The organism is Proteiniphilum sp. X52 (assembly GCF_003712195.1).
In the GTDB taxonomy this organism is placed as follows: Bacteria; Bacteroidota; Bacteroidia; order Bacteroidales; family Dysgonomonadaceae; genus Proteiniphilum.
The window spans coordinates 24697-41389 of the sequence record NZ_RDSD01000003.1 but is presented as its reverse complement, the minus strand read 5'-3'; the positions used below and the strand labels follow the sequence as shown (position 1 = coordinate 41389).

Sequence of the window (16693 nt, the reverse complement as noted above, 5' to 3'; positions counted from 1 at the left end):
TTATACCCCACATAAAATTAATCCGAATCTGGATTTAAAACAGTCCATCGGAAAATAAATACTAAAATTACCGGAGAGATTTGGCAAGCGAAGGAGGAAGAACCCACTATTCTTCCTCTTTTTTATTTTCTTTTTTTGCTCCAGGTGCCGCCTTTTTCGGTGAGAACATGATCGACATACGCTTACCTTCCATGATAGGCATATATTCTACTTTAGCATACTCTTCCAGGTCGTTGGCAAAACGTAATAACAATACCTCGCCCTGCTCTTTGAAGAGGATGGAACGTCCTTTGAAAAATACAAATGCCTTCACTTTCGAACCCTCGTTGAGGAAGTTCATGGCGTGTTTCAGTTTAAAGTTATAGTCGTGATCGTCGGTCTGGGGGCCGAAACGGATCTCTTTTACTGTCACCTTTACCGATTTCGCCTTCTGTTCTTTTAACTTTTTCTTTTGTTGGTATACAAATTTCTGGTAGTCGATTACCCTGCAGACAGGTGGTTTTGCCGTAGGAGCAATTTCGACAAGGTCTAACTCCTGCTGCTCGGCAATTTTCAAAGCTTCCCTGGTGGGATAGATACCTTCCTGCACATTGTCTCCTACCAACCGGACTTCCGGTACCCGGATACGTTCATTGATCCGGTGTTGCTCTTTTGAGTCTTTTCTCATTCAAAAACTTTTAATGTTCTCTCTTTTACTGATGATCTCTCAATTATGTTCTTTTTTATATCAATATTTATAAACCTGATTTCCCGGGATTCATCATCTCTTCTACTTCACGGAAAATTTCTTCGGCAAATGTAATCAATTTTACCGAACCTTTGTCTTCCCCGCCCTGTTTTCTTACCGAAACCTCTTCATTTTCCACCTCTTTCTCGCCCACGACCAGTAAATAAGGAATCCGTTTCAATTCATTATCGCGGATCTTACGTCCTACTTTTTCATTACGGTCGTCCACCTCGGCACGGATATCGCGTTTCTTCAATTCTTTCACTACCTCGGAGGCATAATCGTTGAATTTCTCGCTGACGGGGAGTACCACTACCTGGGTAGGAGTAAACCATAGCGGGAACTTGCCGGCAGTATGCTCGATCAATACCGCCACAAAACGCTCCATCGATCCGAAGGGTGCGCGGTGGATCATCACGGGACGATGTTTCTGGTTATCTGCTCCGGTATATTCCAGTTCGAACCGATCGGGCAGGTTATAATCCACCTGGATGGTACCCAGCTGCCAGCGGCGTCCCAACGCATCTTTTACCATAAAATCGAGTTTGGGGCCATAAAACGCAGCCTCGCCCAATTCCACTTTTGCTTTCAGTCCTTTTTCCTGACAAGCCTCCACGATGGCATGTTCGGCTTTTTCCCAATTTTCATCAGAACCTATGTATTTTTCCTTATCATTGGGATCACGCAGGGATATCTGTGCTTCAAAATTCTCGAAATTCAACGCATTGAAGATGATGAAGATGATATCCATCACTTTCAGGAATTCATTTTTCACCTGGTCGGGAGTACAGAAGATATGCGCATCGTCCTGCGTGAAGCCGCGCACGCGGGTCAGCCCATGCAATTCACCGCTCTGCTCGTAGCGATAGACCGTCCCGAATTCCGCCAACCGCAACGGCAAGTCTTTATAGGAACGGGGAAAAGCTTTGTATATCTCGCAGTGATGCGGGCAATTCATCGGCTTCAGCAGAAACTCCTCCCCCTCTTCGGGAGTTTTGATGGGTTGGAATGAATCTTCACCATATTTGGCATAGTGGCCTGATGTCACATAGAGTTGCTTATGACCGATATGCGGTGTGATCACTTGCTCGTAATCGAACTCACGTTGTATCTTTTTCAGGAAATCCTCCAGGCGGAGACGCAATTGGGTCCCTTTAGGCAACCACAAAGGAAGCCCTGATCCCACAGTCTGGGAGAAATGAAAGAGTTGCAGCTCTTTACCTATCTTGCGATGATCCCGTTTTTTTGCCTCTTCGAGCAACACCAAATATTCATCCAGCATCTTCTTCTTGGGAAAAGTGATCCCGTAAAGTCTTGTCAACTGAGGACGCTTTTCGTCACCGCGCCAGTAAGCACCGGCGGAAGACAATATCTTTACCGCCTTGATATAGGATGTGTTGGGAAGATGGGGCCCCCGGCACAGGTCGGTAAAACCTCCCTGGGTATAGGTGGTGATGGTTCCATCTTCCAATTCGTTGATCAGTTCTACCTTATAGTTTTCATTCCGGTCGGAAAACATACTGACAGCATCGGGTTTGGATATACTCTGGCGTACTATATCCTCTTTGGCCGCGATCAGTTCCATCATTTTCTTTTCGATGGCGGGGAAATCCGACTCTTTGATGGTCACACCTTCACCGGGATCCACATCGTAATAGAACCCGTTCTCGATGGCCGGACCTATACCGAATTTTATACCCGGATAAAGTATCTGCAACGCTTCGGCCATCAGGTGAGCCGAGGAGTGCCAGTAGGCATGCTTACCCTCATCATCATCCCATTTCAGCAACCGGACAGAGGCGTCATGTTCTATGGGCCTTGTCAGATCCCACGTCTCACCATCCACGCTTGCGGCAAGCACTTCCTGCGCCAACCGTGGACTGATACTGTTTGCGATCTCTATGCCTGTTACTCCTTTTTCATATTCCCTGACAGATCCGTCGGGAAATGTAATCTTTATCATATTTGTCTCCATTAAAATGAAACTATCTGCCTCATCCTTTGCGAAATGGGTTCCAGGCAAGGCTTTGGTCGGCTTGTTCGGCTTATCGAAATAGTTCCATTCATTATTTCAATTCACATTACACTATTCCCGGGTACGGCAAAACGAGTGAACCCCTTCCGCCCTTTCTTATCGGAACAGTTTAAGAATGCAAAAATAGTGATTTTGTGCCATGTAAAGAAAAAAAGATCGCTTTTTCTATAGTGAAGCAGCGGATTGGATTATTTCTTCTTTGCCGTATGGCAATATTCTCCCGTCAAAGTGAACCCTTCGTCCCCTTGTACTCCACGTTTATTTGTCCGGCGAGCGCTTCTTAACCGTTCTTCACCGGTGAAGTGCCTTTGGAGGCATACATACCTTGCTACTGCATCCGTTTAATGATACTGTACGACTGCACGATACCCAGTTCGCCCGCTTTACGAAGATCGTCAAGCCCTTCCCGTGTCTCACCGATAGACAAGCGCGATATTCCCCGGTTAAAGTAGGCTTCGGCAAATTGCGGCTCTAACTCGATAGCTTTGGTATAGTCGGCAATGGCTGCGCGGTAATCTTTTTCAAGACTGAAAATCTCCGCCCGGTTGTAATAAGCATACATAAAATTGGTATCCAGGCGGAAAATTGTTTCATATTCCCTCAGTATCTCCTCATATTCAATCGATTTGGTGGAGATCTCCGGTAATCTGGGCTTGGCGGCTATCCCGCTCCCGGCAGACCCGGGAAGATCAATCCCCCTATTCCTGTCCATCATAAGTGGCTCGCTTTGCAGGCGGTCATACTCAATCTGCTTGGAGCGGATCACAGCCCATGCAAAATGGGCCACCAACAGGTCTGGATCCAACTCGAGAGCCCGGCGCATGTCCTTCAATGCATTTTCATAATCCTGCACCAGCATAAAATCCATTCCTCTTCCGAAATAAAGCGAAGCATCGCCCGGTTGCCTGTCGATCCGGGCGGAATAGTTATCGATCGAGCGGAAATGTGTCTGTACCTGAAGTTCATTCAGCGGCGCGTCCCGGTTTGTCATCTTCAGCAACCAGTTCAGGCCAAGTTCCCGATTGGCCTGATCCATCGTTTCGGAATAATATACCGGACGGCGTACTTCAACATCACGCTCATAATAAGTCAGCACGAATCGCGGCTCCAACTCGATCGGAGCACTCACATTTTGCACGCGTCCCCTGCTCTGGCGCTGGTATTTTGTATTCTCCGACTCTCCCCTGTCGGCTACCACCAAGAGGTTAAACTTGTCAATATCCCGGTCGGCCTGTTCACGGGTATCTTTGCTGCCCGATCTTTCTCTCGCCTGCTTGAAAGGCTCGGGGTTCGCCGTGGCCACCTTACGGGCTTTAGATTCTTCAGACCGCGCAAGCATGTAATCCTGCTCGGCTCCACGCAAGTCATTGAGTTCACGCTTCAACTGCGAACGCATATAATAACCGGTAAAGAAATCGGGATGCTCCTCCAGTACAACATTGAGGTCGTTCAAGGCATTGGCTTTGTCTCCTATTTCGTTGTGCAGCATCGCCCGGTTCAGGTAGGCGATGGTATTTTCAGGATCCAGTTCAATCACCTTGTCAAAATCGCGTATCGCCCTGTTATTATCGGCAACCTGAGCACGCAACAGGCCTCTGTTAAAACGGGCGATGAGGTTGTTTTCATCCATCTCTACCACCCTGTCGTAATCAGCCATGGCTCCACGCAGATCATTCAGATGATACTTCACCAATCCCCGGTTGATATAATTTCCCTCAAAATAGGGATCCAACCTGATCGCCTCATCCAGATCGGCAAGAGAGCTATTATAGTCGCCTTGTTGGAAATGAAGCAATCCACGGGCTGCAAAGGTCTGTGCAGTATAGGGATCTTTCTCTATCGCTGTGTTCAGGTCGGCCATCGCCTTCGTGGTATCCTCCATCTGGATATACATATGCGAACGGGCAAGGTATCCTGGGGTATAATCCGGGAAACGTCGTAAAAGCACATCAAAAAACTTCTCCGCGATATCATATTGCTTCATCTCAATATTTACGATACCCATATTGACCAGTGTAAGCCTGTCTTCGGGATAGAATTCGAGACTTCTCTGGTAATCTACCGCGGCCTCCTCATATTTCTCCTGATTCTGCCGGGCAGCACCGCGAAGCTGGTACGCGGCGGTATAGTAGGGATTACGCGCCAGACAGTTACTGGCATCTTCTTCGGCTCCCTGGAAATCGTCGAGCATAAACTTAGCTACCGCCCTGAAATAGTAAGGGTCGGCCAGATAAGGCTTGGCCGTGATCACCTGGTTAAAATACTGTATTGCCAGCACGTAATCTTCAAAATATAAGGCATTCTTCCCGATCATCATCACGCGGTCGGTATTGACCTGTGCGGATGCGGTGAGTGATGTGAGTAAAATAAAGGCAGCAACGATCGTTTTCTTCATCTTTTATCTTTTCAATGTGCGAATATATGGATTTTTCCGCATTTTTTGTCCCGATTCGCCTATTTGAGTGTTTCTTTTTCAATTCGTTTAATGGAACTTATCCCATTTTGCATGACGAATGCTGTCCGCGTTACGAAATACTCTCTATAATCCTGCTTCCATCACCGGTTTCCCGTATGGATAGCTTGACGGTATTCTCCGGCAATATTTGCTCCACCAGTTCCGGCCATTCGATAAAACAGGTATGCCCGCTGTAGAGATAATCTTCATAACCGAAATCAAACACCTCCTCGAGTTTGTGGATACGATAAAAGTCAAAATGGTAGATCGGTTCCCCGTTCCCTCCCTTGTATTCGTTGATAATGGCAAACGTAGGACTGGCAACAGTTTCCGTTACTCCCAGTTCTTTGCAGACGGCCTTGATAAAAGTCGTTTTTCCAGCTCCCATACCTCCGTAAAAGGCGAAAACAGTACGGTCGCCCATTTGATCGATGAATTCCCGCGCTGCCGGTTGAATTGTCTCCAATTTTTTTATTTCGATTTGCATCAGTTTAATGTGAATAATGTGAATAATGTGAATAATGTGAATAATGTGCTAATATGCTAATGTGCCAATGTGCCAATGTGCCAATGTGAATAATGAGACTAATTCGTAATTTATCTTGAATTTTGAATCTTGAATCTTGAATCCAACGTTATAACCGGAATCATCATCTCCTCCATAGAAATACCTCCATGCTGAAAACTGTTTTCATAATAGGACTGATAGTGATTATAGTTATTGGGATAAACAAAAAAATCATCATTCACGGCAAAGATATAACGAGTGCTCATGTTTGGGGATGGCAATCCGGCATTTTCGGGACGAATAACATCAAATAACACCTTGGGATCGTATCCCAGATTCTTTCCTGATTTATAGCGAAGGTTTACTCCGGTCTCCCTGTCGCCGACCACCTTCACCCCTTTTTTCACCCTTATAGAGCCATGATCGGTGGTGAGCACCACTTTATAGCCTCTCTCCGCTATTTTTCCCAGCAGGGCCGACAAAGGAGAATGCAGGAACCAGGATCGGGTAAGTGACCGGTAAGCCGATTCATCGGCGGCAAGTTCCCTGATCATCGTCGACTCTGTACGAGCATGGGAAAGCAGGTCGATGAAATTGAATACCAATAGGTTCAGGTCATATTTCTCCAGCTCCGGGAATCGGGCGACCAACTTTTCACCTTCCAGATTCCTGTTGATCTTATGATAGGAGAAGCGGCAACTTCTCCCCTGGCGTTGCAGATGCGTCTTAATAAATAATTCTTCATGAAGGTTCTTCCCTTCATCCTCCGATTCATTTACCCAAAAATCGGGAAACATTTCCGACAACTGTCTCGGCATCAATCCCGAAAAAACGGCATTTCTCGCATAAGGGGTGGCTGTGGGCAGAATGGAAAAATAGATATCCTCCCTACAGGTGAAAAACTCGCCTGCAATATCTTTCACTGCTTGCCATTGATCGAATCGGAAATTATCGATCAGTATAAAAAAAAGTTTTTCCCCCTTATCCACAGAGGGGAATACAAACCGCTCAAACAACTCGGGGCTCATCACAGGGCGGTCAGGATGGCCACGTCCCTCTATAATCCACCTTTCGTAGCTTCCGCGGATAAATTTCGCAAACAGGCGGTTTGCCTCTGCTTTCTGCGCCGCCAGCATCTCACGCATAGGACTCTGTATCTCATCGAGCTTCAACTCCCAAAACACCAGCTTCTTATACACAGATACCCAATCATTCACCGAGCGGCAATCCTCTATCTGGGCAACCAGAAGGCGGAACAGATCGCGGTATTCCTGTGTGACCACTTCCGCCATGCGGTCACCCTGTTCAAGTATTTTCTTTATGCTCATCAGCACCTGGTTAGGATTGACCGGTTTGATGAGGTAATCAGTGATCTTTTTTCCGATGGCGCGATTCATTATGCCTTCATCCTCGCTTTTGGTAACCATTACCACCGGCATTTCAGGATAGGATGAATGAAGCTCCGCGAGGGTTTCCAGCCCTGACAGGCCGGGCATCTGTTCATCCAGGAAAACAATGTCAAACCGTTGTGAACGGCATAGTTCAATCGCATCACGGCCGTTATTGACACACTCCGTCACATATCCCTTTTCTTCCAGAAAAAGAATATATGGTTTCAGGAGATCTATCTCATCATCTACCCAGAGCAATTGCGCTTTCACCATCGGTTTAAGTCCTGTTAATCTACTTGTTACCGGAAATTGAACATTTTCGTTAAGCAAGAGCAGAACAAATTTATTTGTTTTGCCGAGCGCAGAAAATGTCTAATGTAATTGAACATTTTCGTCAAGCAAGAGCGGAACAAATTTATTTGTTTTGCCGAGCACAGAAAATGTCTATTGTAATTGAACCATTTCGTCAAACTAAATGAGCAAAGATAAGCCCCATGATTTTTGCCATAACAAGAATTGAAAATCGAGGAGCCCGCGACTCAAATAGCCTGATGAAATAGAACAAATGTATCTATTTCCACGGTAACTCGCAATTTTTTTACTTTTTTTGGGACTCCATCCTGAGTATACGGAATTTTACAGATCATCATTCTTTTTATCGCATGAAAAAGCTTATATTTGCAGCTACTCAACCAGTAGAGCGGAAATAGGGCTTGCTTTGGGTTACCGAACGCCGATGAGGATCAATTTAACGAACTATATAATTTTAATTTATGCAGACGCGAACAACAAGACTATCAATTATGATCCTACTGGCCTTTTTGGCAGTAAGTTGCGGACAACAGTCCGGTGAGATTTTCAATGGTGAAGACCTGTCGAACTGGCATTTTGTCGTCGAAAACAACGCGGTACCGGGAGACCAGGTATACACGGTGAAAGAAGGAGTGATCTCGATAAAAGGCGAGCCGCTGGGTTACATGTATACAAAAGAGAAGTACCGCGATTTCACGCTCGAACTGGAATACCGTTGGGTGGGAGAAGCAAGCAACAGCGGTGTTTTTATCCTGATTGAAGATCCTGCAAATCCATTCCCCAGGGGGATAGAATGCCAGTTAATGGCCGGAAAGGCTGGAGATTTCGTATTACTGAACGGCGCCGAGTTGAACGAGTACTCGCTGCCCGAAGGAGTAACGGAGAGACCCAAATTTCCTGTAATAGAGAAACTACATCCTTCGAGCGAAAAACCTGACGGGGAGTGGAACAAAGTACAGGTCACAGTAGCAGACGGTGCCATCTCAGTCTACATCAATGATGTATTACAAAACGAAGCGACCAGCAAGGTGAAAGAGGGACACATAGGCCTCCAGAGCGAAGGTAAAGAGGTGCAATTTCGTAATCTGGTGCTCCGGAAAGTATAGAAAGGGAGAAAGAGCAAAATAATTAACCATTCATAATCATGAGTTTATCAGCTGCGACAAAACAGTATATCGACCTGGAAGAGAAATATGGGGCCCATAACTACCATCCTCTGCCGGTAGTATTATCCCGTGGCAAAGGGTGTTATGTCTGGGACGTGGATGAAAAGAGATATTTCGATTTTCTATCGGCCTATTCCGCCGTGAATCAGGGACACTGTCACCCTAAGATCGTGGAAGCCCTGAAAGAGCAGGCTGAGAAGCTTTGCCTTACTTCGCGCGCTTTTTACAACGATGCACTGGGACCATACGAAAAATTTATTCATAATTATTTCGGCTATGATAAGGTATTACCGATGAATAGTGGCGCAGAAGCGGTGGAAACGGCACTGAAACTGGCCAGGAAATGGGGTTATCTCAAAAAGGGAATTCCTGAAACGGAAGCGGTGATCATAGCATGTGAAGGCAATTTTCACGGCAGGACTATCTCTATTGTCTCTGCCTCCACCGATCCCGATGCCCGCGCCGATTATGGTCCTTATACTCCCGGATTCGAGGTCATCCCTTACAACGATCCGGAAGCCCTGGCCTCTGTTTTAAAGAAGAAAGCGGATTTTATTGCCGGATTCCTGGTGGAACCTATCCAGGGGGAAGCCGGCGTGAATGTGCCGGACGACGGTTATTTGAGGAGCTGTTACCAACTCTGTAAAAAACATAATGTGCTCTTCATTGCCGATGAGGTGCAGACCGGCATTGCCCGAACCGGCCGGAAACTCTGTTGCGATCACGAAGGGATCCGCCCCGATTTAGTGATCCTGGGAAAGGCCATCTCTGGTGGTGTGCTACCCGTCTCGGCAGTGTTGGCCGACGACGAAATCATGCTTACCATCCAACCCGGCCAGCATGGATCCACTTTCGGAGGGTTCCCTCTGGCCTGTAAGGTGGCAACCGCCGCATTGGAAGTAGTAGAAGAGGAAAAACTGGCTGAAAAGGCCGAATATCTGGGACAGATCTTCCGGGAAGAGATGAAAAAAATAGAAAGTCCTTTCATCAGTCTGGTCAGGGGGAAAGGATTGCTCAATGCCGTTGTGATTGAACCCTATAATGGAAAGCAAGCATGGGATGTCTGCCTCAAGATGGCTGAGAACGGACTGCTGGCAAAACCGACCCATGACCATATTATCCGCTGTGCTCCACCATTAATAATCACTGAAGAGGAACTCAGGGAAGCGATCGATATTATTAAGGAATCAATCAGATCACTGGAAACCAATGGATAAATGATTAGTTGATGTGATGATTAGAACTGGGAACTAAGAACTGGGAACTGAGAACTGGGAACTGAGAACTGAGAACTGGGAAATTAGAATTGGAACTGAGAATTGAGAAATTAGAAGATAGAAAGAAACGGTGAAGCCCGGGAAGTGGAGAAACGGGCAGGTAGGTGGGTGGATAAAATCCCCAATCCCCAAATAGCCTTGTAAATTAACCTTGGGCTTTCGCTCTAAAAATTAATTTTTATGCAAACAACATCCAAAATACTGATGGTTCGTCCCTTCAGGTTTGCCTTTAACGAAGAGACAGCACGGAACAACTACTTCCAGCAAGCTGGGGAATCCGGTTCTGTAGCCGTTAAAGCGCATGAAGAATTTGACGCTTTCGTGAGCCAGCTCCGCGGCAAAGATGTAGATGTGACGGTTGTACAGGACACATCCGAGCCATGGACTCCCGATTCGGTTTTCCCCAATAACTGGTTTTCGTCGCATATCTCCGGAGAATTGGTGCTCTACCCTATGTTCGCTGAGAACCGTAGACAGGAAAGAAAACGGGAGGTGTTGGACTTACTGACACGAAAAATGAATCACCGCAAAGTGATTGATCTCACACACTGGGAAAAGGAGGGTGAATTCCTGGAAGGTACGGGAAGCATGGTGTTGGACCGGGACAAACGGATTGCATATTGTTGCCGTTCACCACGCACTTCGGAGAAAGTGTTGGCTGACTTTTGCGCGCGGTTGAATTACGACGCGGTGGTATTCAATGCAAGCGACAAAAACGGGAACCTTATTTACCATACCAACGTGATGATGGCGGTGGGCAACCAAGTGGCGATTGCCTGTCTCGAGTCGATCAAAGATGATAATGAACGACGGAAAGTGGTTTCCAGACTGACTTCTGCGGGAAAAATCATTGTCGATATCTCCTTGGATCAGGTAGCCCGGTTCGCGGGAAATATGCTTGAAGTAAAGAGCCGGAACGGCCAACCCATCATGGTGATGTCGGCTTCCGCCCGCAATGCCCTGACGGCAGCGCAGGAAACGATCATATCCACCCACAACACCATCTTGTCCGCGCCCTTATCTACCATCGAGACAAACGGAGGAGGATCGGCGCGGTGCATGCTGGCGGAGATTTTTTATTAAAAAACAGGGCTTTTTATACTTTTTTTATTTACTTTGCAAAACGAATAATTTCGTCATGCATGTGCAAATGTCATTCGTCGGTTAGCGGATGACAATGTCAGGCTTGCAAACGAGTTCATAATCCAGCATTTTTTCAACCCAATTAATCAAAAACTATGTCATTCAGATCAGAACTAAAAGAATTCTTAATGCGCGGCAGCGTGGTGGACATGGCCGTGGGTATCGTGATCGGCGGCGCTTTCGGTAAGATCGTCACTTCTTTCGTGAACGACATCCTTATGCCTCCACTCGCATTGATCTCAGACCAGGGACAATTCGTAGACCTTAAACTTGTTTTAAGAGAGGCGGTAATGGACGGTGCGGAAGTGGTTACACCTGCCGTTACCTGGAATTACGGCGCTTTCATTCAGACGATCGTCGACTTCTTGATCATTGGCACGGCCATTTTCATGGTAATCAAAGCGATGAATTCTCTGAAGCGTAAGAAAGAGGAAGTGCCCGCACCCCCTCCCGCACCGACCAAGGAAGAGACATTGCTGACCGAAATCCGTGACTTGTTAAAGAACAAGTAGCCAAAGTCCATACCGTGTTATCCGGAGCGAAGCGGAACAATAAATCACCAAGACTGAAAATCCGCAACGCCCCGGGACAGGGTAACTGATACTCCGCCATTACTGGATCTCCGGAAGGTATTTCCAGTAACGTCTTGGCATGTGCTGCCGTTGCAGCTTAAGATTGATACGCTCCTTGACAGTGATACGCTGAAAATATTCTTTCCACATTTTTTGAAAAAAGGCCTCCTCGTCAGAGAGTTTCTCATTGTCGAGCCTGCCTGATTTTAGTTCCACAAGGTCTTTTTGAGAGAAGGTTATCTCCTGCACTGTACGCATATCATAGTACAGGCCTGTATTTCGCTCGGTATCGTAAATGATCCAGGGTTGACCGGCATAGCGCGATGTAAAATGCGGCACGATCAATGAAAGCACATTATAACGCGGGGAAACAGGAGCAAACCAGATGCCATCGGCTGTCTCCTGAAAACGGACGAACTGGATCAGTTTCCGGGCATCGGCACCCACCTTCTGTGCGATATCCTTTACTCGGAGCACATCGTCGTCACCGAAATTCATTTCAATCCCCTGCGGATGATCGATATTCTTACGGATATACCGGAACAGCAGCATGGTTGTCTCCGGCAGCTCCGATAACCAGACGCTCAGCAACATATTCCGCGCGAATTTCGATATTTTTTTCCCCAATCCTTTCCATACACGATTCGATTTCTCTTTTTCAGTATCCACATGGTACTGCTCATCTATGAACAGAGGTTTCTGATCCGATTCAGAAAGGATAAGATCGGGAAATTTTCTCTGCTCATACGCAAAAAAGACACATGAAAGTAATCCGTCGAAAGTATTGTCGTAAGTAAAAACAACCATATTATATTTCAAATTCTGCTGTGTCCAACCTCCACACCTCTGTTTCTACCGGGAACCCCGTCCCGGAAGAAGACACCTAAACTGCGGGAGATGCTTTGCTCCCTGCTATTCACCCCAATCTATCGGATATTGCAACAGTTCTGCCGCTGCTTTCTTCTGCTTTTGTGAGACCTGACGACGTACATACTGGGGCGTAAGCTCATTCACGGTCTGCATAGGCAATTCACGGCATGCGATAAAATACTGCGCCCGTTTCATCACCACACCGATCTTTTTGAGCTGTTCTGAATTCAACCTGCCGTACCGCCGCGAAGTGACGATCAGTTTAGCCGACTTCACGCCGATACCCGGCACGCGAAGGATCATCTCGTAAGGGGCCGTGTTCACATCGACAGGGAAAAATTCGGGATGGCGCAGCGCCCATCCCATCTTGGGATCGACATCCAGATCCAGATCGGGATGGGAGTCATCCACCAACTCTCCGGCCTTGAACTCGTAAAACCGCATCAGCCAGTCGGCCTGGTACAATCGGTTTTCACGGACCAGCGGAGGTTTGGACAGCACAGGCAGGCGGCTATCTCCGGAATTTACCGGAATATAGCCCGAATAATAAACCCGCTTAAAAGAGGGACGTTTGTACAGTGCCGAAGCTAACGAGAGTATCTGTTTATCATTGTCGGGCGTAGCGCCGATGATTACCTGGGTACTCTGCCCCGCCGGTACAAACTTGGGGGCGGAACGGAATTTTTTGCGGTCTTCCGCACTTTCCAGCATTCCCTGCTGGATAAACCGCATGGGAGCGAATACGCTGGGATAATCTTTTTCGGGCGCAAGCAATTTCAGGTTCTGTTCCGACGGAATTTCGAGGTTCACGCTCATACGGTCGACCAGCACTCCTGCCTGTGCGATCAACTCGCTACTTGCACCAGGAATGGTTTTCATATGGATATATCCGTTGAAGCGATGCACCTCACGTAATAGCTTCACCACCCGTACCATCCGTTCCATCGTATAATCGGGGTTACGCATCACCCCGGAACTGAGGAATAGCCCTTCTATATAATTCCTCCTGTAAAATTCGATGGTCAGCTCTGCCAGTTCTTCGGCTGTGAAAGCCGCACGTTTCACATCGTTGCTCCGTCGATTACCACAATAGGCGCAATCATAAATGCAGTGATTGGTCAGCAGTATCTTAAACAGTGAAATACAACGCCCGTCAGGAGTGAAGCTATGACAAATACCCCACCCTGTGGCCGTACCAATCCCTCCCTTCACATTGCCACGCGACGTGCCGCTCGATGCGCAAGATACGTCGTACTTGGCGGCATCGGCAAGGATTTGTAATTTTTCGAGCGTCTTTTCGTTCATTTTCACACAACTCTACCAGAACACTTATTGGAATGGATGCAGCTAAATCGGAAACTTTTGGATGTTTTGCGGAGACCTGCATATGTGGAATTAATTATCATTCCATTTGCAAAGAAAAGAAATAGAAATCAGATTGACGAATTTAAATTCTTAAAAAACCCATCGCTGTCAATAAGTTATTAACTTATTGATTTTCAATCAGAATAGACAAATTATAAAAATAATTACTTATTTTTGTAACCGATCGGTCGAAGTGATAGTCCTATGGATGTAAATAGATTATTAATTCACTTTTTAAATATAACAATTATGTGGAATGATTTAATACCGGCACTTAAACCGGCCTGCATCAAAACACAAAATTAAGCCATAGAGAGTTGAATAGCTGGATTCACGCTCGATCAAACTCGAAGGAGAAACTAATGAAAAAATTATTGCTTGAGTAAAATTTCGCGTGCTTTCGCCAGTATTTCGGGCGATTCCGCGGGCGGGTAACGCAGGTCGAGTGACCTGAACAGCGCGAGGATGATATCACCCACTGCCACACGTGCGAAGAATTTCTTGTCGGCCGGGATCACATACCATGGCGCATAGGGCTTCGAAGTCTTCTCCAGCATCTCTTCAAACGCCTTTTCGTAATCATCCCATTGTTCACGGGCCTGCAAATCGGCCGGACTGAATTTCCAGTTTTTATCCGGCTCGTCAATACGGGAGATAAACCGCTTTTTCTGCTCTTCTTTGGATATGTTCAGGAAAAATTTAAGGATAAGCATCCCATTGCGGTGAAGATGTTGCTCAATCGCATTAATATCTTCGTATCGGGCATCCCAGAACTGTTGATCGATATTCTCCACCGACCCATAACCGGGAATACGCTCATTAAGTATCCACTGCGGGTTGACTTTCGTCGCCAGCACATTCTCATAATGCGAGCGATTGAAGATCTCTATCATCCCACGTTGGGGTAACGCAATATAGTGGCGCCAAAAATAGTCATGTTCCAGCTCATTCTTGGTAGGGGTTTTAAAACTATGTACCCGGCAGCCCTGAGGATTAATACCCGACATCACATGACGGATTACGCCGTCTTTTCCGGCAGCATCGCGTGCCTGCAGGATGATCAGCAGTGAATAGCGGTCGTCGGCATAAAACATCTCCTGGAATGTCTTCAACTCCTGGATGTTCCGCTCGATCTCCTCTTTGGCCGTTTTCTTGGTGTGTCCTCCGTCTTCACAGGTAGGAAAATCCTTCAGGCTGACTTTCGCACCCTCCCGCACCCGCAATTTACTGTAATCGAATTCCATACCTTATCTGTTTTTTCCCGCATTGCTCCCCACTCCATCCAGTAATCCCTGATACCGGTTATCGTCGGAAATAATCCTCAACCCTTCCATAAAGATGTCGTTCTGTTCATTGATGATCCGAAAAAATGCCGACGAATCATACAGATCCCGGGCGATCAATGCTTTCAGTTGCGCGAATATCAACGGGCGGGAAGAGACGAATTCTTCCTCATCCCATTCTATCTTCTCCTCGGCGGCAAGTTTCTTTATTCTAGGGATCATTGCCTCGGTTACCTGATAATTCGCGTTGAAGCTATTGGCATCCGGATATTTTTGCAGCAACTCCCGGCGATGATTATCCACCTCGGATATGGCCAACTTGTAAATCACATTCATGCCGTTCAATCGGGCGTGCAGCATGGTGCCTCTCGTCGTGTCAATCGGCACAAAATAATCGGGCATAATGCCTCCGCCGCCGTACACGGTGCGTTTGTTCACCAATGTAGTGTATTTAAGCGAATCAGGGAAATGGATACTGTCAGCCTGAAACAGTTCGCCATGATTGTAACGATTCACAAAATCCCGGTTGTATGTATCCTGGTCGCCGTTCTCATACGGTTTCTGGATACTTCTGCCGGTAGGAGTATAATACCTCGCCACGGTCAGACGGATCATAGTACCGTCGGGAAGCGGCAACTGGCGTTGCACCAATCCTTTCCCGAAAGTCCTTCTACCTACTATCACACCTCTGTCCCAGTCCTGGATGGCGCCGGCCAGAATTTCACTCGCGGATGCCGAGGCTTCATTGACCAGTATCACCAGCTTTCCTCCTTTCAGTTGATCATCACCGGTAGCATTCATCGCATAGCGCGGCTGATTCTTTCCTTCGGTATATACAATCAGTTTACCATCCCCCAAAAACTCATCCACGATATCATTGGCTGTCTGCAGTATGCCTCCACCATTATCGGTCAGGTCCAGGATGAGGTGATTCATACCCTGCGATCTCAAATTCTGCTCTGCCTGCCGGAACTCATCACCCGAAGAAACACCAAAGCGACTCAGACGGATATACCCTATATCAGCGGTTACCATATAGGAAGCATCGATACTGGTGATGGGAATTCTATCCCGGACAATCCGGAAAGGCATTAATCCCGGCACACCTCGCCGAAGCACTTTCACATTCACCTCCGTTCCTTTTGGTCCGCGAAGCATGGAAACGATATCCTGGTTGTTCTTCTTCACCCCGGCAATAAGCGTGTCGTTCACGAAGATGATCTTATCTCCCGGCATGATACCGACCTTCTGCGAGGGGCCACCGGAAATAATCTCCATCACGTAAAGCGTATCGGTCAGCATATTGAACGATATGCCGATCCCCTCAAAATTTCCCTGTAAGGGCTCATTCATGGCCTTTACTTCTTCCTTGTTGAGATAGGTGGAATGTGGATCCAACTCTTTCAACATACCACGTATGGCTGCCTCGGTCAGTCCCTGCGCGTCCACGTCTTCCACATACAAACCCTGGATAAGTTGGAGAGTCCTTTCTAACTTCACACCTTCGGGCGACGGTCTGAATTGTCCATAAACACATCCGGTTAAAAACAGCGTACCTAAAACAATCGGTATTATTCTCTTTAGCATTT

General features: G+C 46.9%; 13 protein-coding genes. 4 read left to right on the top strand and 9 right to left on the bottom strand.

Annotation, left to right across the window (positions count from 1 at the left end):
- Positions 1 to 106: 106 nt before the first annotated feature.
- The 5 genes from infC to D7D25_RS03810 all read right to left on the bottom strand — a co-directional run bounded on the left by infC (position 107) and on the right by D7D25_RS03810 (position 7389).
- Positions 107 to 667 carry a translation initiation factor IF-3 gene (infC, locus tag D7D25_RS03830; RefSeq protein WP_122967647.1) on the bottom strand — a complete coding sequence of 187 codons (561 nt, stop codon included), beginning with the start codon at positions 665 to 667 and terminating at the stop codon, positions 107 to 109.
- 67 nt (positions 668 to 734) lie between these two features.
- Positions 735 to 2690 carry a threonine--tRNA ligase gene (gene thrS, locus D7D25_RS03825; protein ID WP_122967824.1) on the bottom strand — a complete coding sequence of 652 codons (1956 nt, stop codon included), beginning with the start codon at positions 2688 to 2690 and terminating at the stop codon, positions 735 to 737.
- Between the two features lie 400 nt (positions 2691 to 3090).
- On the bottom strand, positions 3091 to 5157 hold the full coding sequence (locus D7D25_RS03820) for a tetratricopeptide repeat protein (RefSeq protein ID WP_122967646.1): 2067 nt from the start codon (positions 5155 to 5157) through the stop codon (positions 3091 to 3093).
- A 130-nt stretch (positions 5158 to 5287) separates the two neighbouring features.
- Positions 5288 to 5704, bottom strand: coding sequence for a tRNA (adenosine(37)-N6)-threonylcarbamoyltransferase complex ATPase subunit type 1 TsaE (gene tsaE / locus D7D25_RS03815; RefSeq protein WP_122967645.1), 417 nt, complete (start codon positions 5702 to 5704; stop codon positions 5288 to 5290).
- A 110-nt stretch (positions 5705 to 5814) separates the two neighbouring features.
- Positions 5815 to 7389 carry a PglZ domain-containing protein gene (locus D7D25_RS03810; protein ID WP_122967644.1) on the bottom strand — a complete coding sequence of 525 codons (1575 nt, stop codon included), beginning with the start codon at positions 7387 to 7389 and terminating at the stop codon, positions 5815 to 5817.
- Positions 7390 to 7889: 500 nt separating this feature from the next.
- Here D7D25_RS03810 and D7D25_RS03805 point away from each other — a divergent pair, with 500 nt between their 5' ends.
- The 4 genes from D7D25_RS03805 to mscL all read left to right on the top strand — a co-directional run bounded on the left by D7D25_RS03805 (position 7890) and on the right by mscL (position 11526).
- The gene (locus tag D7D25_RS03805) at positions 7890 to 8534 is read left to right on the top strand and encodes a DUF1080 domain-containing protein (RefSeq protein WP_370453827.1); all 645 of its coding nucleotides are present in this window, start codon (positions 7890 to 7892) and stop codon (positions 8532 to 8534) included.
- A gap of 38 nt (positions 8535 to 8572) precedes the next feature.
- Positions 8573 to 9811 (top strand): ornithine--oxo-acid transaminase, encoded by a 1239-nt coding sequence (rocD, locus tag D7D25_RS03800; protein WP_122967642.1) that lies wholly within the window; start codon positions 8573 to 8575, stop codon positions 9809 to 9811.
- Positions 9812 to 10051: 240 nt separating this feature from the next.
- A complete protein-coding gene (gene ctlX / locus D7D25_RS03795; protein WP_122967641.1) occupies positions 10052 to 10954 on the top strand; it encodes a citrulline utilization hydrolase CtlX in 903 nt (300 codons plus the stop codon).
- Between the two features lie 155 nt (positions 10955 to 11109).
- Positions 11110 to 11526: a large-conductance mechanosensitive channel protein MscL gene (gene mscL, locus D7D25_RS03790; RefSeq protein WP_122967640.1), complete on the top strand. Its 417-nt coding sequence runs from the start codon at positions 11110 to 11112 to the stop codon at positions 11524 to 11526.
- A gap of 99 nt (positions 11527 to 11625) precedes the next feature.
- Here mscL and D7D25_RS03785 read toward each other — a convergent pair whose 3' ends face one another.
- The 4 genes from D7D25_RS03785 to D7D25_RS03770 form a co-directional block, all read right to left on the bottom strand.
- Positions 11626 to 12393 carry a TIGR03915 family putative DNA repair protein gene (locus D7D25_RS03785; RefSeq protein ID WP_122967639.1) on the bottom strand — a complete coding sequence of 256 codons (768 nt, stop codon included), beginning with the start codon at positions 12391 to 12393 and terminating at the stop codon, positions 11626 to 11628.
- Positions 12394 to 12498: 105 nt separating this feature from the next.
- Positions 12499 to 13761 (bottom strand): putative DNA modification/repair radical SAM protein, encoded by a 1263-nt coding sequence (locus tag D7D25_RS03780; RefSeq protein WP_122967638.1) that lies wholly within the window; start codon positions 13759 to 13761, stop codon positions 12499 to 12501.
- 431 nt (positions 13762 to 14192) lie between these two features.
- A complete protein-coding gene (locus tag D7D25_RS03775) occupies positions 14193 to 15065 on the bottom strand; it encodes a polyphosphate kinase 2 family protein (protein WP_122967637.1) in 873 nt (290 codons plus the stop codon).
- Between the two features lie 3 nt (positions 15066 to 15068).
- Entirely contained in the window at positions 15069 to 16691 is a 1623-nt protein-coding gene (locus D7D25_RS03770) for a S41 family peptidase (protein ID WP_122967636.1), read from the bottom strand.
- Between the last annotated feature and the right edge of the window lie 2 nt (positions 16692 to 16693).

Excerpts from the sequence above, each read along its gene's own strand:
- rocD (WP_122967642.1), top strand. The coding sequence starts at position 8,573 with ATGAGTTTATCAGCTGCGACAAAACAGTATATCGACCTGGAAGAGAAA.
- D7D25_RS03805 (WP_370453827.1), top strand. The coding sequence starts at position 7,890 with ATGCAGACGCGAACAACAAGACTATCAATTATGATCCTACTGGCCTTT.
- D7D25_RS03820 (WP_122967646.1), bottom strand. The coding sequence starts at position 5,157 with ATGAAGAAAACGATCGTTGCTGCCTTTATTTTACTCACATCACTCACC.
- ctlX (WP_122967641.1), top strand. The coding sequence starts at position 10,052 with ATGCAAACAACATCCAAAATACTGATGGTTCGTCCCTTCAGGTTTGCC.
- D7D25_RS03780 (WP_122967638.1), bottom strand. The coding sequence starts at position 13,761 with ATGAACGAAAAGACGCTCGAAAAATTACAAATCCTTGCCGATGCCGCC.
- mscL (WP_122967640.1), top strand. The coding sequence starts at position 11,110 with ATGTCATTCAGATCAGAACTAAAAGAATTCTTAATGCGCGGCAGCGTG.
- D7D25_RS03810 (WP_122967644.1), bottom strand. The coding sequence starts at position 7,389 with ATGGTGAAAGCGCAATTGCTCTGGGTAGATGATGAGATAGATCTCCTG.
- D7D25_RS03785 (WP_122967639.1), bottom strand. The coding sequence starts at position 12,393 with ATGGTTGTTTTTACTTACGACAATACTTTCGACGGATTACTTTCATGT.
- D7D25_RS03775 (WP_122967637.1), bottom strand. The coding sequence starts at position 15,065 with ATGGAATTCGATTACAGTAAATTGCGGGTGCGGGAGGGTGCGAAAGTC.
- thrS (WP_122967824.1), bottom strand. The coding sequence starts at position 2,690 with ATGATAAAGATTACATTTCCCGACGGATCTGTCAGGGAATATGAAAAA.
- D7D25_RS03770 (WP_122967636.1), bottom strand. The coding sequence starts at position 16,691 with ATGCTAAAGAGAATAATACCGATTGTTTTAGGTACGCTGTTTTTAACC.
- tsaE (WP_122967645.1), bottom strand. The coding sequence starts at position 5,704 with ATGCAAATCGAAATAAAAAAATTGGAGACAATTCAACCGGCAGCGCGG.
- infC (WP_122967647.1), bottom strand. The coding sequence starts at position 667 with ATGAGAAAAGACTCAAAAGAGCAACACCGGATCAATGAACGTATCCGG.